General features: G+C 65.0%; 18 protein-coding genes and 3 pseudogenes. 7 read left to right on the forward strand and 14 right to left on the reverse strand.

Annotated elements, in window-relative coordinates:
• Positions 1 to 3: 3 nt before the first annotated feature.
• From ACVMB1_RS23525 to ACVMB1_RS23540, 4 genes are all read right to left on the reverse strand, one after another.
• On the reverse strand, positions 4 to 2,538 hold the full coding sequence (locus ACVMB1_RS23525; protein WP_141339638.1) for a fused MFS/spermidine synthase: 2,535 nt from the start codon (positions 2,536 to 2,538) through the stop codon (positions 4 to 6).
• A gap of 68 nt (positions 2,539 to 2,606) precedes the next feature.
• Positions 2,607 to 4,250: an arylsulfatase gene (locus tag ACVMB1_RS23530; protein ID WP_141339640.1), complete on the reverse strand. Its 1,644-nt coding sequence runs from the start codon at positions 4,248 to 4,250 to the stop codon at positions 2,607 to 2,609.
• Between the two features lie 2 nt (positions 4,251 to 4,252).
• Complete coding sequence (locus ACVMB1_RS23535) at positions 4,253 to 5,272, reverse strand: formylglycine-generating enzyme family protein (RefSeq protein WP_141339642.1); 1,020 nt, start codon at positions 5,270 to 5,272, stop codon at positions 4,253 to 4,255.
• Positions 5,273 to 5,293: 21 nt separating this feature from the next.
• Positions 5,294 to 5,548: a hypothetical protein gene (locus tag ACVMB1_RS23540; protein WP_456822351.1), complete on the reverse strand. Its 255-nt coding sequence runs from the start codon at positions 5,546 to 5,548 to the stop codon at positions 5,294 to 5,296.
• A gap of 744 nt (positions 5,549 to 6,292) precedes the next feature.
• Here ACVMB1_RS23540 and ACVMB1_RS23545 point away from each other — a divergent pair.
• The gene (locus tag ACVMB1_RS23545) at positions 6,293 to 7,246 is read left to right on the forward strand and encodes an AraC family transcriptional regulator (protein ID WP_076823731.1); all 954 of its coding nucleotides are present in this window, start codon (positions 6,293 to 6,295) and stop codon (positions 7,244 to 7,246) included.
• 174 nt (positions 7,247 to 7,420) lie between these two features.
• Positions 7,421 to 8,181 (forward strand): annotated as a pseudogene (locus ACVMB1_RS23550) (IS5 family transposase).
• A 44-nt stretch (positions 8,182 to 8,225) separates the two neighbouring features.
• On the opposite strand, the gene ACVMB1_RS23555 reads toward ACVMB1_RS23550, so the two are convergent.
• Positions 8,226 to 9,092, reverse strand: a complete 867-nt coding sequence (locus tag ACVMB1_RS23555; RefSeq protein ID WP_076823726.1) for a DUF2066 domain-containing protein — start codon at positions 9,090 to 9,092, stop codon at positions 8,226 to 8,228.
• A gap of 204 nt (positions 9,093 to 9,296) precedes the next feature.
• Here ACVMB1_RS23555 and ACVMB1_RS23560 point away from each other — a divergent pair, with 204 nt between their 5' ends.
• Positions 9,297 to 10,310 (forward strand): zinc-dependent alcohol dehydrogenase family protein, encoded by a 1,014-nt coding sequence (locus ACVMB1_RS23560; protein WP_057021064.1) that lies wholly within the window; start codon positions 9,297 to 9,299, stop codon positions 10,308 to 10,310.
• 249 nt (positions 10,311 to 10,559) lie between these two features.
• On the opposite strand, the gene ACVMB1_RS23565 is transcribed toward ACVMB1_RS23560, so the two are convergent.
• Positions 10,560 to 11,333 (reverse strand): enoyl-CoA hydratase-related protein, encoded by a 774-nt coding sequence (locus ACVMB1_RS23565; RefSeq protein ID WP_026193208.1) that lies wholly within the window; start codon positions 11,331 to 11,333, stop codon positions 10,560 to 10,562.
• Positions 11,334 to 11,437: 104 nt separating this feature from the next.
• Here ACVMB1_RS23565 and ACVMB1_RS23570 point away from each other — a divergent pair, with 104 nt between their 5' ends.
• A complete protein-coding gene (locus tag ACVMB1_RS23570; RefSeq protein WP_076823724.1) occupies positions 11,438 to 13,027 on the forward strand; it encodes a gamma-glutamyltransferase in 1,590 nt (529 codons plus the stop codon).
• Positions 13,028 to 13,335: 308 nt separating this feature from the next.
• Positions 13,336 to 13,737 (forward strand): PaaI family thioesterase, encoded by a 402-nt coding sequence (locus tag ACVMB1_RS23575; protein ID WP_244558637.1) that lies wholly within the window; start codon positions 13,336 to 13,338, stop codon positions 13,735 to 13,737.
• 12 nt (positions 13,738 to 13,749) lie between these two features.
• Here the strand turns inward: ACVMB1_RS23575 and ACVMB1_RS23580 are convergent, their stop codons facing one another.
• The 8 genes and pseudogenes from ACVMB1_RS23580 to ACVMB1_RS23615 form a co-directional block, all read right to left on the reverse strand.
• Positions 13,750 to 14,445, reverse strand: coding sequence for a class I SAM-dependent methyltransferase (locus ACVMB1_RS23580; protein WP_083714852.1), 696 nt, complete (start codon positions 14,443 to 14,445; stop codon positions 13,750 to 13,752).
• 7 nt (positions 14,446 to 14,452) lie between these two features.
• Entirely contained in the window at positions 14,453 to 14,947 is a 495-nt protein-coding gene (locus ACVMB1_RS23585; RefSeq protein WP_057015167.1) for a hypothetical protein, read from the reverse strand.
• A gap of 47 nt (positions 14,948 to 14,994) precedes the next feature.
• A complete protein-coding gene (locus ACVMB1_RS23590) occupies positions 14,995 to 17,379 on the reverse strand; it encodes an ATP-binding protein (protein ID WP_456849270.1) in 2,385 nt (794 codons plus the stop codon).
• Between the two features lie 187 nt (positions 17,380 to 17,566).
• Positions 17,567 to 18,223 (reverse strand): annotated as a pseudogene (locus ACVMB1_RS23595) (adenylate/guanylate cyclase domain-containing protein); the annotation flags it as partial.
• An 80-nt stretch (positions 18,224 to 18,303) separates the two neighbouring features.
• Positions 18,304 to 19,596 carry an NAD(P)/FAD-dependent oxidoreductase gene (locus ACVMB1_RS23600; RefSeq protein ID WP_076823716.1) on the reverse strand — a complete coding sequence of 431 codons (1,293 nt, stop codon included), beginning with the start codon at positions 19,594 to 19,596 and terminating at the stop codon, positions 18,304 to 18,306.
• Between the two features lie 14 nt (positions 19,597 to 19,610).
• On the reverse strand, positions 19,611 to 20,342 hold the full coding sequence (locus ACVMB1_RS23605) for an amino acid ABC transporter ATP-binding protein (protein ID WP_076823713.1): 732 nt from the start codon (positions 20,340 to 20,342) through the stop codon (positions 19,611 to 19,613).
• Positions 20,339 to 20,992 carry an amino acid ABC transporter permease gene (locus tag ACVMB1_RS23610; protein ID WP_057015170.1) on the reverse strand — a complete coding sequence of 218 codons (654 nt, stop codon included), beginning with the start codon at positions 20,990 to 20,992 and terminating at the stop codon, positions 20,339 to 20,341. Before ACVMB1_RS23610 ends, ACVMB1_RS23605 begins: the two co-directional genes overlap by 4 nt.
• Positions 20,993 to 21,163: 171 nt before the next feature.
• Positions 21,164 to 21,931, reverse strand: a complete 768-nt coding sequence (locus ACVMB1_RS23615) for an ABC transporter substrate-binding protein (RefSeq protein ID WP_057015171.1) — start codon at positions 21,929 to 21,931, stop codon at positions 21,164 to 21,166.
• 182 nt (positions 21,932 to 22,113) lie between these two features.
• Here ACVMB1_RS23615 and ACVMB1_RS23620 point away from each other — a divergent pair, with 182 nt between their 5' ends.
• Together ACVMB1_RS23620 and ACVMB1_RS23625 are read left to right on the forward strand one after the other, a co-directional pair.
• The gene (locus tag ACVMB1_RS23620) at positions 22,114 to 22,773 is read left to right on the forward strand and encodes a cupin domain-containing protein (protein ID WP_057015194.1); all 660 of its coding nucleotides are present in this window, start codon (positions 22,114 to 22,116) and stop codon (positions 22,771 to 22,773) included.
• 212 nt (positions 22,774 to 22,985) lie between these two features.
• Positions 22,986 to 23,970, forward strand: a pseudogene (locus ACVMB1_RS23625) (IS30 family transposase); the annotation flags it as partial.
• Between the last annotated feature and the right edge of the window lie 12 nt (positions 23,971 to 23,982).

The following is a 23,982-nucleotide window of genomic DNA, read 5'->3' on the forward strand; positions in this document are numbered from 1 at the left end:
GCACTACGGCTCCTTGGACCCCGTAAACCACCGGTAATAGGGGTTTCGCCTCGCCGCTTGGCTCAGGCTCGCCATCTCGCGCGCGTAAGCCTGCCTGTTGCCCGCATAGGCGCTGAGGCCGGCACGATAGAACGCATCAAGATCTCGCCTTTCGCTCAGCAGCGAGGCGGTGAATTGCTCGTCCGCTCCCTTGAGCGGCGGTTCGCTACGGTACTGCCAGATGTGCGAAATCGTCCGGCTGAACTCGTCCGGACGAACCCATGTCGCGTATTCGATCCGCGGCCTGTCGTCCGTCACCGCCGGCGCGTCCGCCGCGTAGCGCACGAGCCCGTCGCGGTCGGTGATCCAGGTTGCGATCAGCGCCGCGACCGAGTTGACGCCGACCGCGGAAAGCGCCGCAGACGTCTCGGGCTGATTGAATCTCGCGCTGATGCGCTCCGCATCCAACTGAATCGGACGACGCGACCCGACAAGCAACATTTCATGCAGCTCCGATGTCCACAGAGACGCGTACGGAAACACATCGATGAAGCTGCGAACCAGTGCGCGCGTGTCCTCGTCGTTCTGCGTTGGCAGCGGCAACCACTGCGCGACAATCCCGTCGTCGTTCAGTCGCGACGAAGCCAGACGATAAAAATCGCGAGAATAGAGATTGACGACGCCCACCGCCGATGGCGGCGGTGGCTCCAGCGTGATCAGGTCGTAGGTCTGGCTCTCGCGCTGCAGGAGGCGACGGCCGTCGCCCAAGCGCTTCTCCAATCCCGGGTCGGACGCGGCGTTGAAGGTGCCGTCGAACATCGGAGCCGCACGAAGGACCGCCGGGAGCAGCTCACCCACCACCCTCCTGTCGAGAGCAGGGAATTGCGAGAGAGCACCGGCCGTGATGCCCGTGCCGTAGCCGATCACCAGGGCTGATTTCGGCTCGCCATTGTGAATGATGAGAGGCAGGAGCGCTTGCAGCCGCATGTAGCGCAGCGACGGCATGGCGTCGCCGGAATTGGATACGCCCTGGATATAGAGCCGGCGGAAGCGGCCGGTGTTGACCACCGCAACGGTCCCACCCGGGCTCTCTTCATAGAACATGATTTTTCCCGACCGCGCTGCCGGCAGCAATTGGGCCAATCGGTCGGACGGCGTGGCGACCGCAGCGACGATGCAGGCTGCGCCGACCGCGAATGCCAGTCCAAGACCGGTGCGGCTCGAGCGACCGCCCCAGCAGGCCAAGACACCCAGCAGGCCGGCACCGATTGCGAGCAATGCAAGTGTGTGGACCAGCCCGAGCCAGGGCAGAAGCACGAAGCCGGTGAGAAGCGCGCCGCCCACACCGCCCAGCGTATTGACCGCCACGACGGCACCAACGTCCTGCCCGATATGCGCATCCCGCACCACCAGACGCAGCGCCACCGGAAAGGCCGCCCCGAGCAGCAAGGTCGGCAGGAATACGATGCAGAACGCTGCCACCGCGAAGCGGGCGCACATGCCGGCGAACTGGCTTTCGGTAAGGCGGAGCACGAACGCCTCGGTCGCCGTCTGCGCGACCACGAGCCAATGGCCAAGTGCCGCGATCTCGATCAAAGCCAGGAAACCGGCGGCGGCGATCAGAAGGCCAAAGACACTCCAGGGATCGCGGATCCGGTCGATTACCCGCGCAACGATCGCGGCACCCGCCGCAAGTCCCGCGAGGTACGTCGCAAGCACCACGGAAAACGCGAAACTGCGCGTACTCATGAACTGAACGATGGACTGGGACCAGACAACCTCATAGCCGAGGGCAATTGCGCCGGCGGCGGCATAGAGGGCAACGGCCAAGCCGACCCGGCGCGGTTGATGCGCCGCCGCGCGGCCGGCAGGCTTGATCCTCGCCGACGCCAAGGGAATCCGGCCAAGCACCGTTGCCCCCGCCGCCGCGAGGGCATTGAGGGTCGCCGCCGCGATCGAGGTCCCTTGCACCCCGAACAGCGGAATGAGGACAAACATCGGCAGCAGAGCGCCAAGAATCGCGCCGGCCGTGTTGGCGGCGTATAGCCGGCCGCCGACGCGGCCGGCATCGCCGGAATTCTGCAGCACCGCACGCACAAGGACCGGCAGCGTCCCACCCATCAGAAGCGGGGCGATGCCGACCAGAACGAACACCATGGCCCATGCGAGCAAGCCGCTCGCGCTCTCGATCGCCACGAAGACCGGCGCGATATTCGCCAGGATCAAGGTGGTGGCGACGCCGGTTATGCCGATGCCGATCTCGATCGCGATGTAGAGTTTCGCCGGCTGGCTGGCGCGGTCAGCCCTTCCACCAAAGATCAGGCCGCCCAACGCCAGGCCGGTAAAGAAGGCGCTCACGGCGGTCGTGATGGCGTAGACATCAGCGCCGACCACGAGCGAGAGCTGCTTGATCCAGATCACCTGGTAGATCAGGCCGGCGGCACCCGAGACGAATGCCAGCGCCGCTGCGACAAGCCTCCGGCTCGCGCCGGCGTCCAGATTCTTTCGGTGTGCTCGGGTCGCGGTCGATGCAGACCCTATGCTCGATCGAGCATCCATCCGCTAATCCCCTTGGATACAGTGCGAGACAGGCCGATACCACTGGCCTGTCTCGCAGGGCCTCGCGACTATTCGAGACCACGCTTCTTGAACGATTCATCGACCTTCTTGTCGACCGCACGACGAATCTGGTCGATGCTGAAGCTCGCAATCCGCTGGCTTGGCGGATATTCAACAAGGGTCTGCAGGAACGCTGCCGCCTTGATTTGTGCCTGAGCGATCATGTACGCGTTCTCTACCCGCCATTGATCGTACATGCTGCCCGATATCTCCGCGTGTTCGTACGGATCCATGCGCAGATTGAATATCTTTGGCACGCGCAAAGGCGTGAACGGGTGGGCCCAGACGTCGAACTGGCCGGGCTGATCCTGCCGTTCAAAGGTATGTTTCCAATCGCCGTTTCGCATCGCAACGAGATCACCGTCGTCGTTGAAGTAGTAGAACTCGTTGCGTGCGCTCTTGTCGGCCTTGCCCGTGATGTAGTCGAGCTGGTTGAACCCGTCGAGGTGATTGCGGAAGGTGGTCGAGCCGCCTTGCGGCTGCCAGCCGGTGAGCAGGCGATCCTTCACCCCGGGATCGCCGGCGGCGGCAAGGAGCGTCGGGAACCAGTCGAGACCTGACACGATTCCGTTGGCAACCTCGCCTGCCTTGACGTGGCCGGGCCAACGGATCATCGCCGGCACACGGAACGCGCCTTCCCAATTGGTGTCCTTCTCCGACCGGAAGGGCGTCGTCGCTGCATCCGGCCAGGTGAACGCGTTCGGGCCGTTGTCCGTGCTGAAGACGACGATCGTGTTGTCTGCGATCTTCAGGTCATCGAGCGTCTTGAGCAGCTTTCCGACGTTCATGTCCATCTCGACCATGCCGTCAGCGTATTCATTGCCCGGCATGCCGCTTTGCCCGCGCATCGAGGCACGAACGTGGGTAAAGATGTGCATGCGAGTGAAGTTCATCCAGGTAAAGAACGGCCTGTTGGCCTTTGCCTGTCGCGTGACGAAATCGATCGCAGCACCTGTAGTCTCGTCATCGACTGTCTCCATCCGCTTCCTGGTAAGCGGGCCGGTATCCTCGATCTTGCCGTCGGCGGAAGCTTTGAGGACGCCACGCGGCGAATAGGCTTTGACGAAAGCTGCGTCGTCCTTCGGCCAGTATGGCCGCTCGGGCTCTTCTTCGGCGTTAAGATGATAAAGATTGCCGAAAAACTCATCGAAGCCGTGATTGGTCGGCAGGTATTCATCACGATCGCCGAGATGGTTCTTGCCGAACTGACCTGTGGCGTAGCCGAGAGGCTTCAGGGCCTGCGCGATAGTTATGTCGCCCTTCTGCAAGCCGACCGGTGCTCCCGGAATACCGACTTTGCAGAGGCCGGTCCGCAGGCAGACCTGTCCGGTGATGAAGGTGGAGCGGCCGGCGGTGCAGCTATTCTCGGCATAATAGTCGGTGAAGATCATGCCTTCATTGGCAATGCGGTCAATGTTCGGTGTTTTGTAACCGACCAGCCCGCGGGTATAGGCGCTGATGTTGGACTGGCCGACATCGTCGCCGAAGATCACGAGAATATTCGGCTTGGCCGCGTTCGGCTGCTGCGCTGACGCGGGAGACCCGGCAAATGGCGCCAGGCTTGTCGCGACCAACGCCGCCGCGAACAAGCCACGAAGCAGCCCTCCGCGACTACCGGACTGCCTGGCAACGATATTGCTCTCATCGCTCATTCTTACGCTCCTTGCTTGTCGAACGGTTTTTGTGACGATTGAGAATCGGGTCGGCGCACCACGCAGCGAAAGCCGACATGGCTGGTCGAGGTGTCGACCGGCTCGGCATGGCGGGCGGCAGGGCGATACCGGCGACAGTAATTCGGTGCGCACAGATGCGAGCCGCCCTTGAGAACCTTGCGCGGGATCTTGATCGCGGGCTGGGCGGGGTCGTAGCTCGCCTCCTCGCGGCCGCCGCGCGGATTCTGCGGGATGCAGCAGGGCTTCGCGGCGTCGGCCTCATGACGGGCGGACCACCAGTCGGCGGTCCACTCCCAGACATTGCCGATCATGTCGTGGACGCCGTAGCCATTGGGCGGAAACGCGGTCACCGGCGAGGTCCGGTCGAAGCCGTCCTCGCAGAGGTTCTGAATCGGGAAATTGCCCTGCCAGGTATTGGCCATGTGCTTGCCGCCGGGCGTCAAGGCGTTGCCCCAGGCGAACTCCTCGGCCTCGAGCCCGCCGCGCGCCGCGAACTCCCACTCGGCTTCGGTCGGAAGCTCCTTGCTGGCCCATTTGGCGTAGGCGAGCGCATCGGCATAGGCGACGTGGACCACCGGATGGCTGCCGAGCACGTTGATGTTGCTGCGCGGGCCGTAGGGGCGGCGCCAGTTCGCGCCCTTCATCAAGGTCCACCATTGGCTCCAGTCGCGCAGGGTGGTGACGCGGCGCGGCGGCTGAAACACCAGCGAGCCGGCGTAGAGCATATGCGGCAGCGCACCCGGATATTGCGCAGGATCCGGCGGTCGCTCGGCGACCGTGATGTGCCCGGTCTCCCGCACGAATTCGCGGAATTGAGCGTTGGTCACCGGGGTGCGGTCGATCCAGAAGCCGTCGACCGAGGCGCGATGCGCCGGCGCCTCCTCGGGATAGTGATGGTCGGAGCCCATGCGGAACGTGCCGCCGGGAATCCAGACCATGTCGTCGGTCTGGACGCGGTCGTCACGCTCTCGTTCAGCGGAGGCGATCTCTACCCGGGACATGGCGATGCACCTCTTTGGGCATTACCGCGAGCAGTAGTCCCAGAAGCCCTGTGTTCGAGACGGGTCGGTGTAGTACCAGCACATGCCCGCTGCCGGTGCCGGTCCCGCCCAGGCGGCTGCGCTCGCCGCGCTGACGAACCCGATCGCTGCGCCGGCCGCGACCGCGCCCCCGACCGGCCAGCCGTACCAGCCGGGCCGCGCCCAACCTCCCGGCCGCGGTCCGACCCAGCGCGTGCCGCCGCCGTGCCAGCCGGGGCGAACGCCCGGCCCCACCACCATCCGGCTCCGGTAAGCTACCGCACCGCCGCGTGGTCCGACGGCAACGCCGCCCCGGCGCGCGACAGCGCGCACCTGCACAACGTTACCGCTGCCTTCCTGCTGTGTGATGATCGGCAGTGAAGCGGAAGAGCCGATGCTGACCGCCGACGCCGGGCCTGCTTGCGCGACAATCGCGGCTGCTCCAACGAGCGCCAGACGGAAAATCCTGTTGAAGATCGGAGCCTTATGATCTCGGTGACCGAACGTCGTGCATGATTGCATCGTGCCTGAGTGCATTGTCGCGCCCTTCCATTTTTCTGTGCTGCACTTTTCGGCAGCGTTGATCCGTCAGGTCTTCTTCCCTTTCTCCTCCGTTGCCAATCCATGTGCACACTTGCATGCACAGTGCTCTCCATCGTGCCTCGTTCCACTGGACGTTGTCACGAGCGAATTCTGCTGTCAGTTCAAACGATAGCGAAACGCACTATACAAGTGATGTGCACTTTGTGCCAATCTCAACCCCGAGGCGTGCAGGCTTAACGAAAGATGCTCCAATTCGATCAATCCGATCCGGTCGGCCTTATTGCTTTCTCGGAAAAACAAGCGAAAATCCGCACGTTTGCAAATCCGCATCACGATCTCGCCATGCGAATCAAACCAATTTAGGCACATTGTCGCGGGGCACACTTTTTGTACCGACTTGCACCGACTTCAAGCATTTGGTTTTAGTAGATTAATCGCGCTGCAGTTGTGAACGTGGATATGGGCCAACACCTGACGGTTAGCACCGGCGAGCTTGACGGCTTCGAGGGTCTTTACGATGCCGTCAAAGGCTCGCATGTCGATGTCATGCAGCTTGAGCGCGGCAAGTTGCGCGGCACATTGTCTCACGTCGGGATCGGTGATTTTTCGCTCAGCATCGGCGCATTCAATGTCGGGGTCCGCACCCAGCGCATCTCGACCGATCCCAAGCTGATCATCGGGATGCTGCTGAACGCGACCGACCGTGTCACGCATTGGGCGTTCGACATGCAGCCGGCCGATGTGCTGGTGATTCCGCCGTCGGTCGAGCATGACGGGGTCTTTCACAGCGCTTCGTCCTACGCGGCCATCCGCTTCGACCTCTCCGATCTGCCCGACATATTCGGCGGCGAGCCGCGGCTCGCCGACGCCGAAACCTGGCAGGCGAAGAACCACTTTCGCGCCGACCCCACGATCGGCATGGGCGCGGCGGACAAACTGCCGCGGATCGTCGCGCACCTCGCGCGCTATCCGGACGCCTTGACGGACGCGTCGGCCGACTTCTGGAGGCGCGCGATCGTCGACTGCGTGACCGCAACGGTCGTGACATCGCTGCCGCCCGACGGAACGAGCTATCTGCCGTCGGCGATGCGCTTGGTGCGCCATGTCGAGGACTATCTGCACGCCGCGGGCACGCGCCCGGTCCACGTCTCGGAAATCTGCACCGAGCTTCGGCTGTCGCGACGCAGCCTGCACCGCGCCTTCCACGAGGTGTTCGGGGTCGGCCCGGTGACTTTCCTGCGCTACAAGCGGCTCTGCATGATCCGTTCGATCCTGCGCGAAAGCACCCCGGACCAGACCACCGTCTCCAAGGTTGCGATCGAACAGGGCTTCATCGAACTCGGGCGCTTCTCGCAATATTACCGCGCGATGTTCGGGGAGTATCCGTCGCAGACGCTTGGCTACGCCGGGTAGAGCGTTTTCGAGCGAAGTGGATACCGGTTCGCGTGAAGAAAACGCGTCAAAATGAGAATCTAGAGCCCCGTTCCGATTCAATCGGAACGGGGCTCTAGGACCGATCGACATTCAGGATTCCCAAGCGGTTTGATCGCTGATTCATAGAGTTCCGTGATTCGAGACACGGAGCAGATGGTGGCGGCGAAACGATATGAGCTGACGGAGGCGCAATGGGCGAGGATTGCGCCACTGCTGCCGGGGAAAGCTGGCGACCCGGGACGTACGGCTGCGGACAATCGACTGTTCGTCAACGGATGTTTGTGGGTTTTGCGATCGGGCGCACACTGGAGCGACCTGCCGGAACGGTACGGCAAGTGGAAAACGGTGCATCAGCGCTTCAGCCGCTGGTGCCATGCCGGCGTCTGGGAGTGCGTGTTCGCTGCTCTGACCGCCGATCGCGACAACCAGTATCTGATGATCGACAGCACCATCGTTCGCGCCCACCAGCAGGCGACGAGCGGAAAAGGGGGGCCAAAGATCAGGCGCTGGGGCGTTCCCGAGGTGGACTGACCACCAAGATCCACATGCTGGCTGATGCGCTCGGCCGTCCGCTCCGCTTCATCGTCACGGCTGGGCAAGTTAATGACATCACCCAGGCGCCGGCACTGCTCCACGGCCAAAGCGGCGATGCCGTGCTCGCCGACAAGGCCTATGACAGCAACGCCCTGCGTGCGATCATCGCGGAAATCGGCGCAACGGCGGTGATCCCGTCAAACCGCACCCGCAGGATCATCATTCCGCACGACGCCGACGCATACAAACAGCGCAACCGCATCGAGCGCTGCTTTGGCCAGCTCAAACACTTCCGACGCTTGGCAACCCGTTATGACAGGCGATCTGACAACTTTACCGGCTTCATCCATCTCGCTGCCGCAATGATCTGGATGCAATGAATGTCGATCGGTCCTAGCGCGATCCAGCCGCTGCGCGCGCAAGCTCATTTCGATCGCCCCGGATCGCCATTGCCCGACAGCACCTGCGCGGCGCCGCCGATGCCGCGGAGGAAGGCTTCATCGAAGGTGACGCCGCGAAACTGCCATTTGTAATCCTTGCCGTGCCAGGCCATCCGCCATTGCGTGGCCCAGCCGAGATCCTTGTCGTCCCAGACCAGCCGACCGAGCAGGGTGGCCTCGCCTTGCGCCGCGACGATCGAACTCAGCTTCGCCGGCGGCGTCTTCAACAGTTCGGCGGCGGTGAGGTTGGCGCTCGTCAATGCCGCTGTATCGGGCAGCACGAAGCGCATGCCGCGTTTTCCGGCCGCAGCCGCAAGCGCGTCGCGTTGCAGGTCGGACTGCGTCCCGTCGGATGTGACGACGTAGTCCTTCGGGCCGTGCTGCATCTCGGCGAAGACGCCGAGCACCGGTCGCTGCGACCGCCACGGCTTGAGACCGAGCCTGGCGAGAATGCCGTCGATCTTCTTCTCGTCGAAATTCACCGTCAGGTCGTAGGGCCGGTCGCGGGTGCCCTGCTCGTCATGATGCGGCTTGCCGGCATATTGATCGTGATAGTCGAAACTGCTGACGAACGCCTTGGCCTTCGATTTGTACGCGGCAAGCCGGTGGTCGCCTGCCAGCATTGGCTGACCGGAAACCTTGATCAGGACGTCCTCCAGACACGCCCCGAAGCCTACGATGCGGTTCGGCTCGCCCTGGCCGGTGACGACGGTTTGCGCGCGGTAGAGGCTGTCGTCTGCTGCGGCCATCGCACCACCGCAAGCGATCCATGCAGCGGCAAGCAGCACGCGAACCGCGCCGCGTGCGAGCGTGGCGAGCAGATCGCGCTTCGTCTCAAGCAAGGCAGCCATGGTCACCTCCGCTCGGTCACTTCATTGACGGCTCAGATTGGCGGTATTTCCCGGTCGCGCGCCAGCGCGTTCGGGCATGGGCGCCATTCCATCAATCCCACTGCGCGCTATGGCCACGCGCGGCAGGCCTGACATATGCTCAGCGCATGCGTGGCAGCGCCGCGAGCGCAGCCCAAGACAAGAGCACCGAGCAGGAGACGTTCCGTGAAATGCTATGAGTTGCAAGGCCCCGGCGGCGTCGACGCGCTGGCGCTGGTCGACAAGCCGGTTCCGCAAGCCGGCCCGGGCGAGGTCCTGGTGCGGCTGAAGGCGGCGACGCTGAACTATCGCGACCTGCTCACGGTCAAGGGCGGTTACGGCTCGCGCCAGAAATTTCCGCTGGTGCCGGTCTCCGACGGCGCCGGCGTGGTCGAGGCGGTCGGCGCCGGCGTCAGGACCTTCGCACCCGGCGATCGCGTGATCGGCAGCTTCTTCGAAAGCTGGCTCGCCGGCGAGCCGAGCGAGGCGCGGATGCGCGCGGCGCTCGGCGGCAGCGTCGACGGTGTGCTGACCGAGTACCGGGTCTTCCCCGCGCATGCGCTGGTGCGCACGCCGGATCATCTGAATGATATCGAGGCCGCGGCACTGCCATGCGCCGGCCTCACGGCGTGGAGCGCGGTGGTCAAGCTCGGCGACCTCAAGCCGGGGCAGACGGTGCTGACCCAGGGCACCGGCGGCGTCTCGCTGTTCGCGCTGCAATTCGCCAAGATGTGCGGCGCCCGCGTCATCGCGACATCCTCCAGCGACGCCAAAATCGCGCGGCTGAAGCAGCTCGGCGCCGATGTCACGCTTAACTACAAGTCCACGCCCGATTGGGGCAAGAAGGCGCGCGAACTCACCGGACGCGGTGTCGATCTCGTCGTCGAGGTCGGCGGCGTCGGCACGCTGAACGAGTCGATCCGCGCCACCAGGATCGGCGGCACCATCGCCTTCATCGGCGTGCTCGCAGGTCCCGCCGCGTCCGACACGCGGCTGCCGCTGATGGTGATGCAGCAGCAGCGGCTGCAAGGCGTCACCGTCGGCTCAATCGAGGATCTGCAGGCGCTGTGCGACGGCATCAGCCTGCACGGCGTCAAGCCTGTCATCGACAAAGTGTTCGCGTTCGACCAGGCCAAGGCAGCGTTCGCCCACATGGCGAGTGGCGCGCATTTCGGCAAGATCGCGATTGCGATCGGCTAGCACGCCCACGATCAAGGCCTGGAGCATCCTGAGATTGCGCCGAACAGCGACGGCGCTGCGCTCCCTCGCCCCGTTCTTACGGGGAGAGGGTTGGGTGAGGGGCTGCCTCCGCATATGTCTGGTGATAGCTGTATTCGCGGAGACTCCCCCTCACCCGGAACGCATCGAACGATGCGTTCCGACCTCTCCCCGCACGCGGGGCGAGGTGAAGCGGAGCTCGCCGCTCGATTTAGGTAAGCTCATCCCGCTCTAGCGTCCCGTGAACTGAGCCTTGCGTTTCTCGACGAAGGCCTGGCGGCCTTCCTTCGCGTCGGCGCTCTCGCGGATCACCTGCTGGAGCTCGATCTCACGCCGAAACTGATCGGCGTAGCTGGCGTGCTCGCTCTCCTCGAGGAGCTGCCGCGTCGCGACCAGCGCGCGCGTCGGTCCGTCCGCGAGACGACCGGCGAGCGCCTTCGCCTCGTCGAGCAGTTTGGCATCGTCGACCACGTCGCGCACCAACCCCCACTCCTTGGCCCGCTCGGCCGGCAGCGGCTCGTTCAGCAGCATCAGGTCGAGCGCGCGCTGGCGGCCGATCAGGCGCGGCAACAGCCAGGTCGAGCCGAGATCCGGCACCAGGCCGATCCGGCTGAACACCTGGATGAAGCTCGCCGAGCGCGCCGCCAGGATGATGTCGCCGGACATCGCGAGGCTGAAGCCACCGCCGGCCGCGACGCCGTTGACCGCGACCACCACCGGCACGCGGCATTCGCGCAAGGCCTGCATCGCCGGCCAATAATGCCTCATCACGCCGGTGTAGATGTTGTCGCCGAGCGACTGGAACGCCTTGAGGTTCTGCCCGGAGCAGAAGCCGCGTCCCTCCCCGGTCAGGACCAGCGCGCGGATGTCCGGATCGAGGCTCATCTCGCCGACGGCGCGCGCGAGATCGCCGAGCAGTTCCGGCGTCATGGCGTTCAGGCTCGCGGGATCGTTGAGCGTCAGGATGCCGACCTTGCCGTCCCGTTCACGCTTCACACCAGTCATTTTCCGCTCCCTGAAATTGGTTCTTGTTGTTGCACTGACAGTGCCATGCTTGGCATGCTACGCCAACGTGTCCCACCCGCAACAAGAACAGCGAAAGCAACGCCATGTCCGACCAGTTCTCCAACTCGCAAGTGATCCGCAAGCCGGCCGTCAGCGCCAAGGGCGGCATCGTCGCCGCACAGTCGCGCCGGGCGGCCGAGGTCGGCGCGGAGGTATTGGCTGCGGGCGGCGATTGCGTCGACGCCGTGATCGCAACCACCTTCGCGCTTGGCGTCGTTGAGCCCTGGATGAGCGGCGCCGGCGGCGGCGGCGCGATGGTGCTCTATCGCGCCAAGGAGAACCGCGTCGAGGTGATCGACTACGGCATGCGCGCGCCCGACGGCCTGCGCATCGAGGATTATCCGCTGACCGGCGGCGCGGCCTCCGACCTGTTCCCCTGGGCGCGGGTCAAGGACGACCGCAACCTGCACGGCCCCGGCTCGATCGCTGTGCCCGGAGTCGTTGCCGGCATGGAGGAAGCGCATCGTCGCCACGCCAAAATGCCGTGGAAGGACCTGCTGGCGCCGAGCGTCAAGCTCGCCGGCGAGGGCCTTCTGGTCGATTGGTGGACCACCGCGATGATCGCAAGCTCCGCCGCCGATCTGCGGCGCTATCCCGCCAGCGCGGTGGCGTATCTGCAGGATGGCCTGCCGCCGAATGCGCAATGGGGCATCAGGTCGGTGGTCCGCATGCCGCAGGACAGGCTGAAGGCCACGATGGCGCAGCTCGCCGCGGCCGGCCCGCGCGATTTCTACGAGGGCGATCTGGCGCGCAGCATCGCCGACGACATCCAGGCCGCCGGCGGCACGCTGTCGGTGCGCGACCTCGCCGCCTTCCGTGCCCATCTGCGCGAGCCGTTGAAAATTCCCTATCGCGGCGGCACGGTCTATGCGACGCCGGAGCTGACCGCGGGTCCGACCATGGCGCGCACGCTCGGCCTTTTGCAAAAGGCGCTGGCGCCCGCGCAGGGCGGTCCGGATGCGGCGGCCTACGCAGCCTATGCCGAGGCGCTGCAAGCCGCCTATCGCGAGCGGCTGAAGGACATGGGCGACGTCGACGGCCGCCGCGCGCTCGGCGCCGAAGCAATCGCGCCAAGCTGCACCACGCATTTCTCCGCGGTCGACCGCGACGGCAACATGGCCGCGGTGACGCAGACGCTGCTGTCGACCTTCGGCTCCAAATTCGTGACGCCGAACACCGGGCTGACCATGAACAACGGCATCATGTGGTTCGATCCGACGCAAGGCAATCCGAACTCGCTCGCGCCCGGCAAGCGCTGCCTGACCAACTACACGCCGGTCGTGGCGCAGGCCGCCGACGGCCGCACGCTTGCCGCCGGCGCATCGGGCGGCCGCCGCATCCTGCCGGCCGTGTCGCAACTGCTCTCCTTCGTGATGGATTTCGGCATGGATCTCGACGCCGCAATCCACCAGCCCCGGATCGACGCCAGCGAAGGCGCCGTGGTGATCGGCGACAAGCGCCTGCCCGCGAGCGTGCGCGAGGCGCTGCGCGGCCGCTTCGACTTCGAGGAAGCCCGCATCCAGACCCTGCCGATGAAGTTCGCCTGCCCGAGCGTCGTGCTGCGCGACGGCGCCACCAACAGCGGCGTCACCGAGCCGTTCCAGCCCTGGGGCGACGCGGTCGCGGAGGGGTGAGTTATACGCACGACTCCTTCTCCACCGTCGTCCCGGCGCAGGCCGGGACCCATACGCCGCAGCGAGAATTGTGGATCGCGCTCGTCGTTCCAGCATCGCGAAACAACGACCATCGGTGGTTATGGGTCCCGGCCTTCGCCGGGACGACAGTGAATGTGTTGCACGACCTGTGAGTCACACGCTCGCATTCTCGCGACACGATCTGCAAAAGGTCGCGCCACTCAGTGATTTGCCGCCTTTCGCCACCCGCGCCCGCGGACATTGCATGAGCCAGACGCTCTGATACTTTTGGACCGACAACAATTGCGGTGACCGGCTTGAGTGAAGCAAGCGCAGACGTGCCGCCCGGCGCGCAACTTCTTGGGCGCGAGTGGCTGGGCTTCGACGGTGAAATCGCCACAGTCCGTTTCGAGGCGCAACCCTTGTTCACCAACCGCCATGGAACGATCCAGGGCGGTTTCCTTGCCGCGATGCTGGATTCAGCCACCGGTCTCGGCGCCCTCGCAGCGCTGCCCGCAACGCGGACCGTCGTGACGAGGACCCTCACCACGCGGTTTCTCAAACCGGCGCGCGTCGGCCCGATCACGGCCAAGGCGAAGGTCATCTCGCAGACCGACCGCGACATGATCGTCGAAGCCGATCTGATCGACGCCAGCGATGTAACGGTCGCCAGCGCCACGGCCGAGTTGCGGATTCTGGACAAGCGATAGTCCGCAGCCCGATCAGCAATCCCTACATCGCGCCAGCAGGGTGACTTCGTTCAGTCCGTAGCCGTCGACGGTCTCGACGGTGCAGCCAAGCTCGCGTTCGCAATAATCGATCCACGCCTCGGGGCTGGTGCAATAGAGCTGCACCGGCGACGCATCGGCGGCCGCCGTGCCTTCCGTCCCGCCGGTAACGAAGTTGACGCTGAAGCCGCGCAGGCTGGCGCGGCGCAGGTCGGCCAGCATCCCGGCGACAAATGCCTCCCAGGATCGGCGGCAGCCGCCGACATCGACATTCATGATGCCGCTCGCGACCGAATAGGTCGCGCGACGCAGGCCGCCCTTGCCGACCTTGAAGCGGCGCCCCGGCGCCGAGAAACGGCGGCGCGCGCGGCTGATCATGGCGAGCGACAGGTCGATCCCGAGATAGTCGATCTCCGCTTGCGGATGGCGCCTTGCGAGATAGGCGCACAGCGCGCCGTATCCGCAGCCGATGTCGTTCAGGCTGAACGGTGCGGAGAAGTCGCAGAGCTTCAGCAACTGGACGAAGCGCAGGTCCTGGGTGGCCTGGCAGGACCAGTCCACTCCGCGCGGGGTGGCGCCGTATTTGGCGACCCGCGCGCTGTAGTAGGATTCGACATCGGCATAGAGGTCGGAGAACCGCGCCCGGTCGCCTTCGGCGCCGACACCTGCGGTCTCCGCTGCGATGCTCACGTCTTGCTCATTTCTTGGCTTTGGCCCGCCGCTGCTTCGCCATCGCAGCAAGCTCCTTGCGGGCGACCTGGCTTGGCTTGGTCGGGATCGACAGAACCCGATACGACTGGGTCGAGTAGATCAGCGGCGTATGGCCATCGGCTGCAAACGTCACCTTCGGATTTTCCTTCATGGCGTGAACGCTAACGAGCACCGGCAGATACGGACCCTGCGTGAGCGCCTGCCGGAACGCCTGGACCACCCGCTTGTATCCGCTCACATTGGGCTGATCGGAAGGATAGTCCTTCAGCGTGCCGAGGAAAGTATACCAGCGCTTCCGCTCGACCCGGTCGGCCGGCTCGATCCCGATCAGCCGGAACGACTGTTCGAGGGGATGATTGGGAGAGAAGATGTCGAACTCCTTTTGCAGCTCCACCATCTCCATGATCCCGCCGGGACCAAACCGCTTGTTCAGCAGATCAAGGACATCGCGCGTCGTATCGTCTTGAATCATCCGTCCCATTAAAACCCCCTCAGTACCTTGTTTCCAGAAATGAAAAATCGTCGCGTCTAGCGTCGCTCAAGATGCAATCGAAGCTGATCGAGTTGTGGTGTGAAATAGACTGCCCCCGAGACATCGAGCAGATTCTGAGCGCCGCCGACAATCTCGTCAAGCTCCTCATGTGACGTGCTGCCCAAGGCGCAAATGATCAGGCCGCGCAGCACGGTCGCGTGCAACTCGGCGACGCGATCGGTCCTTCGCCGCGCGACCATCAGCGCCTCGTCCACCGCTTGCAGGGCCGCATGGTGGTCGGCGGCGCGATAGAGCGCCTCGGCCAGATCCGCCAGCATGCGCGCCTCGAATTCGAGGCCGGCTCGCGCAGAGCGCGCAAAGTCGATCGCTTCCTGAAGCTGGGCGGCGGCAACCTTGAAATCGCCCGCGGCGCCGCTGGCGAGGCCGGCGCTGGCGAGCGCCGCGACCCGCAGATAGGGCGTGCCGGACTGCTCGGCCAGTTCGGCGATCCTCGCCGCATGCGGCTTGGCGAGTTCCGGCCGGCCGCGGCTCCAGCCCATCTCCACCATCGCAAAATGCGGAATGAACTGCACGACGGCGGCGAAGCGCTCCGGCTCGGCCCGCAGCACCTCGGCGATCCGCCGTTCGGCTTCGTCGAACCGGCCGAGCCGCACCAGAATTCTGGTGCCGAGACACCTGATCCAGTGCTCGACGTCGAAGCCGAGAATCTGGTTCGGGTTGAGGCCGAGTGTGACGTTGTTGTGAAAACCGCCCTGCTCGGCAATCGCGGCAACCGCCACCTGCCCGGCGTCGAGCGCCTCGGCAAGACGACCCGACAGGAAGAACGCCTGGCTCAGCATGGCGTTGACCGTCGCAAACCGTCCGACGTCCCCGGTGCCGGAGGTGAGCTTCAAGGCGTCCTGCACGAGATTGACATAGTCGTCGGCCGCCGCGGTCGCGGCCAGGATTCTGCCGTAGGCGCCGAGCAGGATCGGCTCGTGCACCGGGTCCGCCGCGCGTGCGTATTTGATCGCCTCTTCGGCGTAGGGCTTGACCTCTTCGGCGGACATGCCCTCACGCCAGCCGAAGTTGAGGATCTGGCCGCTCGACATCGCTCGCAGCCGATCGACATATTCGGACGGGGGCTGGTCCTGCAGCAGGGCGCGAACCTTTTTCCAGCTTTTCATTGCCTCGGCGGAGTTGGTCTTGCCGATCCAGCGCGCCGCACGCTGCAAATGGGTGACCGCCTCCAGCGGCTGGCCCGCGGCCTCGTAGTGATAGGCGAGCAGCCCGGCAAACTCGTCGAGCTTGCCCCAGTCGAAGCCCTCGATGGCCTTGGCGACAGTCGCATGCAGCGTGGTCAGCCGCGACCGCAACTGGGTTGCGTAGGCGACCTCCTGGATCAATGGATGGCGAAACGCCAGCAGTCCCTTGTCGTAGGGCGGCAGGTCGTACAGCAGTTCGGCCTGGCGCAGCTGCGCGATGGCGTTCTGCAAATCGTCGTTCGGCAACGCCGCGACCGGACGCAGCACCGACATCGCGACCAGCCGGCCGATCACCGCCGCCGTCTCCAGCACCTGCTTGGCGATATCCTCGAGGTGATCGATGCGGGCGGCCACGACAGCCTGCACCGTTGCGGGCAGCGGCACCGCATCGACGCCATGCTTGAGCCGGTAGTTGCCGCGTTCGCCCTCGACATTGCCGCGCTCCACGACGGTGTTGGCAAGCTCCTCGATGAAGAACGGATTGCCCTGCGCGCGTTCGATGACGTTGCTGCTCAGCGAGGCCAGCGAGGGATGCCTGCCGAAATGCTCGCGGAGCAGCTCGTTCGAATCGGACCACGGCAGCGGCGGTATTGCGATCTGACGGTAGTGCGAACGCTGCATGAAAGGTGCCGTGAAGCCCGGCCTGAAATTGACCACCAGCAACGTCGCGGTGCCGACGATGGCATCGACCAGCGTCTCGACGAACTCTTCGCTCGCGGCATCGATCCAGTGCAGGTCCTCGATCATGACGACCGCCGGCGTGTCGCCGGGGCGCGCATGCACCAAGGTTCGAACGAGATCGAGCAGTTGCAGCCGCAGCGCGCGCGGATCGAGCTTCGGGGCCGGATACGCCGGATCAGCCAATCCGAGGAATTCGAGCAGCACCAGCAGTTCCTGCTCCGATGCGGCCATCTCGGCGAAGCGGTCGATGACGCGACGCCGGGATGTCTCGATCGGCTCCTTGGCGCGGATGCCGAAGATGTCGCGCAACAGCTCGAGCACGGGCTGGAACGGTGTTGCGCGGCCATGCGCCAGCACGCGGGCCTCGTAGACGCGAATGCCCTTGCGGCGGCAGTTTTCGGCGAACTCGAAGCAGAGCCGGCTCTTGCCGATGCGCGGCGTCGCCGACCATGCCGACGACCCGGCCGTCGCCGCCAACTGCACGCGACAGCTCATGCTCCAACGCCGCCATCTGCTCGGTCCGGTTGACCATCGAGGTCAGGCGGCGGCCGCTGCGGAAAACGTCGCTGGCGGGCGCGCTGAGCAGCCCGGTCAGCCGAAAGACCTCCACCGGCATGGAGATGCCGCGAATGGTCTGCATGCCGAGCGGCATGACCTCGACGAATTGCCTGGCGCCGAGATAGGTGTCCCGCGTGATGAGGATCGCCCCCTCATCGGCCATCTGCTCCATCCGGTTGGCGATATGGACGTTGGCGCCGGCGGCGTCGTAGGTCTGATAGATTGTGTTTTCCACCGTTTGAACGACGACTTCGCCGGTGTGCAGCCCGACCCGGATCTGCATGCCGGGATCGGCGAGCCTGGCCACCGAATCCTGCATGGCGAGCGCGGCGAGACAGCCGCGGACCGCATGATCTTCATGCGGGCGCGGCGGCGCGCCGAACAGCGCCATGACGCCGTCACCCTGGATCTTGTTGACGATGCCGTCGTAGCGGTGGACCGCTTCCTTCATCAGGTCGAGCACCGGCTCCAGCCGCCGCATCCCGAGTTCGGGATCGCCGAGGCTGTCGATCAGATTGGTCGAGTTGCGGATATCGGCAAACAGCAGAGTGAGGTTCTTGCGTTCGCCGCCCTTGGTGCTCAGCGAACGCAGCAGCCGCTGCGAGGGCGCGTCGGGACGGACGCTGCCCGCGGCGAGCGCGGTGCCGCAGCGGCCGCAGAAGCGGCTGGAGGGCCCGTTCACATGCTGACAGGAGTCACATTTGAGGCCTAATGGCGCACCGCAATCTTCACAATAATCGTTGCCAGCCCGGTTTGCGCGGCCGCATCGCTCGCACTGCATGAACAGCCTTTCAGTAAAGACTGCGAATATATCCGACGCGCGAGATTAGCCCAGCACATTCTGTAATTGTGTTAAATGCCTCACACACCAAGGCGGTCCCGCACCCGGCCGGTCAGCACGGCCGTGATGACGCCGACCCGCCAGAAGGCGTGCATCGGGATCGGCTTGATGCCGGTCACGGGCATGTCGATCTCGGCCTTGGGGCCGCCGATCAGCCGGCGCGCCAGCTGTGCGCCCATCGCGGTCGAGAGCGCGACGCCGCGGCCGTTGCAGCCGAGCGAGATCAGCAAATTCTCCGCGGGCTCATGGACATGCGGGTAGTGATCGGCGGTGATGGCAAGGCGGCTGTTCCAGCCGTGGGTCCAGCTGACGCCCTTGAGCTGCGGCCATAGCCGCTCGGCGTAACGGATCAGATAAGCGACGTCGGTCGGCTTGCTGATCCAGCGCATCGGGCCGCGGCCGCCCATCAAGAGCCGATTTTGCTGGTCGATGCGGTAATAGACCGTGATGTGGCCGCTTTCGTAGAGCACCGGCCGGGTCGGCATGATCGCGCGCGCGATCGCCTCGGACAGCGGTGCCGTCGCCGCGATCGACGAGAACACCGGCACGATGCTGCGGCGAAGCGCCGGCCAGAGATCATCGGTAAAGCCGTTGGTCGCGAGCAGCACCTTGTCGGCGAGCACGACCGCGCGCGGCGTCTCGATCCGCCAGCGGCCGCCGTCGCGGCGCAGCCGCAGCGCCGGGGTCTCGCCATGGACGGCGGCGCCAGCCCCGATCGCGGCGCGCGCAAGACCCCGCGCATAGCTCAGCGGATGCAGGTCGCCGCCGCGCGCATCCAGCATGGCGCAGAGGTAACGGTCGCTGCCGGTCATCTGGCGCATCTCGGCGGCGTCGAGCAGCTTCGCCGGCATGCCGCGCCGGATGCATTGCTTCGCCGTGGTCGCGATCGCCGCTGCGCTGGCCTCGTTGTAGGCGGCGCGCAGCGTGCCGTTCTGCCTGGCCTCGCAGGGGATCTGGTAGCGGCGGATCAAGTCATGCGTGAAGTTGGTGGTGCCGTAGGAGAACTCGATCATGCGGCGGCCGAGATCGGTGCCGAAATCCTGCTCGATCTGGTCGGGGTCGTGCTTCAGTCCCGGATTGGTCTGCCCGCCATTGTTGCCGGAGGCGCCCCAGCCCGGCTCCTGCGCTTCCAGCACGGTCGCCAGCACGCCCTGCTCGGCGAGGTGCAGCGCGGTCGACAGGCCGGTGAAGCCGCCGCCGATGATCGCGACCGGTACGCTCTTGTCCGCTGTGAGCTGAGGCGTCGGCGTCGCCTGCACCGCGGTGTCGGCATAGAGGCTCGGTGGCAGCGGCAGGCGAATAGGCGCGTTCATTACAGGTGACCTGCTCACAGCGGATGCAGCACGCGGCGCAGGAAATCCTGGGTGCGCGGGTGCTCGGGTTGGTTGAGGACGGATTTGGCGGCGCCCTGCTCGACGATGACGCCGCCGTCGATGAACAGCACGCGGTCGGCGACGTCGCGGGCAAAGCCCATTTCATGGGTGACGACGACCATGGTCATGCCGTCGTCGGCGAGCTTGCGCATCACCGACAGCACCTCGCCGACCAGTTCCGGATCGAGCGCGGAGGTCGGCTCGTCGAACAGGATCGCCTTCGGCTGCATCGCCAGCGCCCGCGCGATCGCGACGCGCTGCTGCTGACCGCCGGAGAGTTTTGGCGGATGCACCTCCGCCTTGTCGGCGAGCCCGACCTGCGCGAGCAGCGCGCGGCCGCGGGCGATCGCCTGCTCACGCGGCTCCTTCTTCACATAAAGCGGCCCCTCGATGACGTTCTCGAGCGCGGTGCGATGTGGGAACAGGTTGAAGCGCTGGAATACCATCGAGACCTGGGTGCGGATCGCCACGATCGAGCGGTCATTGCTGTCGACGCGCGCACCTTCGACGCTGATTTCGCCGCGATCGTAGCTCTCGAGCCCGTTGATGCAGCGCAGGATGGTCGACTTGCCGGAGCCGGACGGGCCGATGATGCAGACCACCTCGCTCCTGGCGACGGAGGCGGTGATGCCCTTCAGCACCTCGACCTTGCCAAAACTCTTGTGGACGTCGCGGAGCTCGATCATTTGCGGTTCGCCTTGTTCTCGAAGTGCCGAACCAGCAGGATGAGCGGAATGCTCATGGTGAGGTACATCAGCGCCACCAGTGTGAACACGCTGGTGTTCTTGAAGGTCGAGGAGGCGATCAGCTTGCCCTGCAGCGCCAGCTCGGCCACCGTGATGGTGGACGCCTGCGAGGAATCCTTCAGCATCATGATCATGATGTTGCCGTAGGGCGGCAAAATGATCCTGACCGCCTGCGGCAGCACCACGCGGCGCATGGTGAGCCACCAGCCCATCCCGATGGTCTGCGCCGCCTCGATCTGCCCCTTGTCGATCGCCTCGATGCCGGCGCGGAAATTTTCCGCCTGATAGGCCGAATAGGCGATGCCGAGCCCGATGATCGCGGCCTGCAGCGCCGACAGCGCGATGCCGAAATCTGGCATCACGAAGTAGATGTAGAACAGCAGCACGATGATCGGGATGCCGCGGATCACGTTGATCAACGAGGCGCTGAGCCCGACCAGGACGCCGATGCCGGACACCCGCATCAAGGCCCACACCAGCCCGAGCACGGTCGAAAGGACGAGCGAGCCGACGGTGACGACGATGGTCAGCCAGACACCCTGCAGCAGGATCGGCACGAACTCGACGGCGTCATGAAAGAATTTTTGCATCGGCTCAAACGTATCCAGTCCCGACACTATTCGAACGTTACCTCCGTCATCCTGAGGAGCGGCGTCTTCGCCGCGTCTCGAAGGATGTACGGCCCGGCTGGTGGCCGTCGACCCTTCGAGGCTCGCTTCGCTCGCACCTCAGGATGACGGATCACTTCGGGACATGAATACTCACGATGCGTTGGCCTTCTGGCCCCACTTTTCTAAGATCTTGGCGATCGTGCCGTTCGCCTTCAGCTTGGCGAGCGAGGCATTGATCTTCGCGAGCAGCTCCGTGTCGCTCTTGCGGACACCGATCGCGACGGTGCCGACGGTGACCGGCTTGTAGCCGTCGACCAGCCGAACGTCGGCGAAATTGCCCTGCTGCAGATTGTAGGCGAGGATCGGATAATCGGCGAAGCCGGCCTTGAGACGGCCCGCATTCACGTCGCGCAGGATGTCGGGAATGGTGTCGTAGACCTTGACCTCGCTGAACAGCCCGGTCTTCTTCAGCGCGTCGACAAAGGCAGTACCGACCTGGGCGCCGACCACGGTGCCCTTCAGATCCTCCTGCGAGGCATAGGCCTTGGTGTCGGCCTTCGGCACCACCAAACCTTCACCGTAGGTGTAGACCGGCTCGGAGAAGTCGATCACCTCCTTGCGCGCGGCGGTGGCGAACATCGCGGCCGCAATGATGTCGATCTTGTTCGCGGTCAGCGAGGGAATCAGCGCCGAGAACTGCATCGGCTCGATCTGCACGGTAAAGCCGGCGTCCTTGCCGATCTCGGTGGCGAGATCGACCATGATGCCCTGGATCGAGTTGGACTTGGTGTCGAGGAAGGTGAAGGGAATGCCGGTCGGGGTCGAGCCGACCTTCAGCACCTGCTGCGCCCCTGACGGCGCGATCAAGGCAAGGGCAAGCGCCGCCACCGCGGCCTGGACGAGACGCTGAAACGACATCGCAACACCTCCCGAAGCTGGCCTTGGCGCCGCATCGCCCGCGCGTTTCGGGCTTTTGGTTGCGGTCGACGCCGTTCCGGCCTATTTTCACCAATATGAAATTGTGGTCACGAAACCGCGGCCAATGCAAGCGGTTTTCATGCACATGAAGGAAGCGGACTGACGTGAGCGGCGGCAAGAGAATGCGTAAAGGCGCGGCAGCGAAGCCCGCAACGGCACGCCGCGCGGCCAAGAAACCGGCCAGGAAACCGGCCGGCAAGCCGGCGGAGCCGGCGATGGATCTCGCGGTCGGACGCCGCATCCGCGACCTGCGCCGCAGCAAGGAAATGTCGCTGGAGGTGGTCGCCGCGCGCACCGATTTGTCGATCGGCTTCATCAGCCAGATCGAGCGCGGCCTGTCGTCGCCCTCGCTGCGCGTGCTGGCGACATTGGCCGACGTACTCGGCGTCGGCATCGCCGCGCTGTTCGGCGCGACGCCCAGGGATGACGGCGCCGGCGGCATCGTGACCCGCGAGGTGCAGCGCGCCGAGCTGAAGCTGTGGCGCACGGGAATTTCAAAGCAGCTGCTGAGCCCGGCCGGCAGCGAGAGCCGGCTCAACCTGTTCCTGGTGCATCTCGAGCCCGGCGGCAACACCGGCGACGAGTTCTATACCCATGACGGCGAAGAGGCCGGCCTCGTGCTCCAGGGCGAGATGACGCTGACGGTGGACACGGAGACCTGGACTCTGAAGCAAGGCGACAGCTTCAGATTCGCGAGCCGGAGGCCGCACCGGTTCTCCAATCCCGCGCGCGATGCGAAGGCCGTGGTGCTGTGGGTGAACTGCGTGACGGCGGCGGGGTGACGGCCCCACTCTCTCCGCCGTCGTCCCGGCGAAAACCATCCAGCGTCGTCCCGACCTAGTGCGCAATTGCGCACGGGGGCCGGGACCCATTACCACCAATCTTGATTGTCGAAGGGGAAGCGGCCCCAGCGTCCTGCCATAACTCACATTCGTGGTTATGGGTCCCCTGAGTTCACAAACGAAGTGCAACACTTCCTTGAGGAGGTGTTGCCATGGGGCGGACTTACAAGCAGCTCTCTCTGGACGACCGATGCGAGATTGCCTGCCTATCGGCCAATGGCAGCTCGGTCCGGCAAATCGCGGCAGCTCTGGATCGCTCGCCATCAACGATCTCTCGGGAACTGAGGCGCAATCGGGGGAGCCAGGTCGGCTACAAGCCGAGCTATGCCCAGCACCAGATGCGAGCGCGGCGCTGGACGGGCGGACGCCTCGAACGGGAGCCCGGCCTGCGCCGCGCGGTGTTGCAACGCCTTCGCCGCGGCTGGTCGCCCGAGCAGGTCGCTGGCCGGCTGGCCCGCGAGTACGGGCGCAAGGTGATCTCCCACGAGACCATCTACCGCTTCATCTATCGCCAACTCAGGCGCACCACGGACTTCAACTGGCGGCGCTATCTGCCGCGCGCCAAGAGCAAGCGCGGCTGCCGCGGCAAGCGGGGCGGCAGCCCCGCAAGCTTCATCGAAGGCCGTGTATCCCTGGCAAATCGGCCGCTCGAAGCGGCCGACCGCAGCGTGCCCGGACACTGGGAGGCCGACCTGATGATGTTCTCGAAATACGGTCAGGCCGTGCTGACCGTGCATGAGCGCACCTCGCGGCTGCTGCTCGGCATCCGCCTTGCCAGCAAGGTCGCGCGCGGTGTCGCCCGCCATCTCGTGGGCTTCTTCGCGCCCCTTCCACAAGAGCTGCGCCAGAGCGTTACCTTCGACAACGGCACCGAGTTCGCCGGTCACCTGGCGCTGCACCGCCTCTCGATCGCGACCTTCTTCTGCGATCCCCATGCCCCCTGGCAGAAGGGTGGCATCGAGAACGCCATCGGCAGGATGCGCCGCTTTATTCCCCGCAAGACGGATCTCGTAACCCTCTCGACCGCCAGATTCCGCCAGTTCATCGCCGCCTACAACAACCCCGCGCAAATGCCTTGACTACCGCACGCCTGCCGAGTCCTTTGCTCAAGTGTTGCACTTCGAATGTGAATCCACCTCCCGGCTTTCG

The sequence above is a fragment of the Bradyrhizobium sp. USDA 4504 genome, from assembly GCF_054063995.1.

Excerpts from the sequence above, each read along its gene's own strand:
- ACVMB1_RS23525 (WP_141339638.1), bottom strand. The coding sequence starts at position 2,538 with ATGGATGCTCGATCGAGCATAGGGTCTGCATCGACCGCGACCCGAGCA.
- ACVMB1_RS23530 (WP_141339640.1), bottom strand. The coding sequence starts at position 4,250 with ATGAGCGATGAGAGCAATATCGTTGCCAGGCAGTCCGGTAGTCGCGGA.
- ACVMB1_RS23535 (WP_141339642.1), bottom strand. The coding sequence starts at position 5,272 with ATGTCCCGGGTAGAGATCGCCTCCGCTGAACGAGAGCGTGACGACCGC.
- ACVMB1_RS23545 (WP_076823731.1), top strand. The coding sequence starts at position 6,293 with ATGGGCCAACACCTGACGGTTAGCACCGGCGAGCTTGACGGCTTCGAG.
- ACVMB1_RS23555 (WP_076823726.1), bottom strand. The coding sequence starts at position 9,092 with ATGGCTGCCTTGCTTGAGACGAAGCGCGATCTGCTCGCCACGCTCGCA.
- ACVMB1_RS23565 (WP_026193208.1), bottom strand. The coding sequence starts at position 11,333 with ATGACTGGTGTGAAGCGTGAACGGGACGGCAAGGTCGGCATCCTGACG.
- ACVMB1_RS23570 (WP_076823724.1), top strand. The coding sequence starts at position 11,438 with ATGTCCGACCAGTTCTCCAACTCGCAAGTGATCCGCAAGCCGGCCGTC.
- ACVMB1_RS23585 (WP_057015167.1), bottom strand. The coding sequence starts at position 14,947 with ATGGGACGGATGATTCAAGACGATACGACGCGCGATGTCCTTGATCTG.
- ACVMB1_RS23590 (WP_456849270.1), bottom strand. The coding sequence starts at position 17,379 with ATGAGCTGTCGCGTGCAGTTGGCGGCGACGGCCGGGTCGTCGGCATGG.
- ACVMB1_RS23600 (WP_076823716.1), bottom strand. The coding sequence starts at position 19,596 with ATGAACGCGCCTATTCGCCTGCCGCTGCCACCGAGCCTCTATGCCGAC.
- ACVMB1_RS23605 (WP_076823713.1), bottom strand. The coding sequence starts at position 20,342 with ATGATCGAGCTCCGCGACGTCCACAAGAGTTTTGGCAAGGTCGAGGTG.
- ACVMB1_RS23610 (WP_057015170.1), bottom strand. The coding sequence starts at position 20,992 with ATGCAAAAATTCTTTCATGACGCCGTCGAGTTCGTGCCGATCCTGCTG.
- ACVMB1_RS23615 (WP_057015171.1), bottom strand. The coding sequence starts at position 21,931 with ATGTCGTTTCAGCGTCTCGTCCAGGCCGCGGTGGCGGCGCTTGCCCTT.
- ACVMB1_RS23620 (WP_057015194.1), top strand. The coding sequence starts at position 22,114 with ATGCGTAAAGGCGCGGCAGCGAAGCCCGCAACGGCACGCCGCGCGGCC.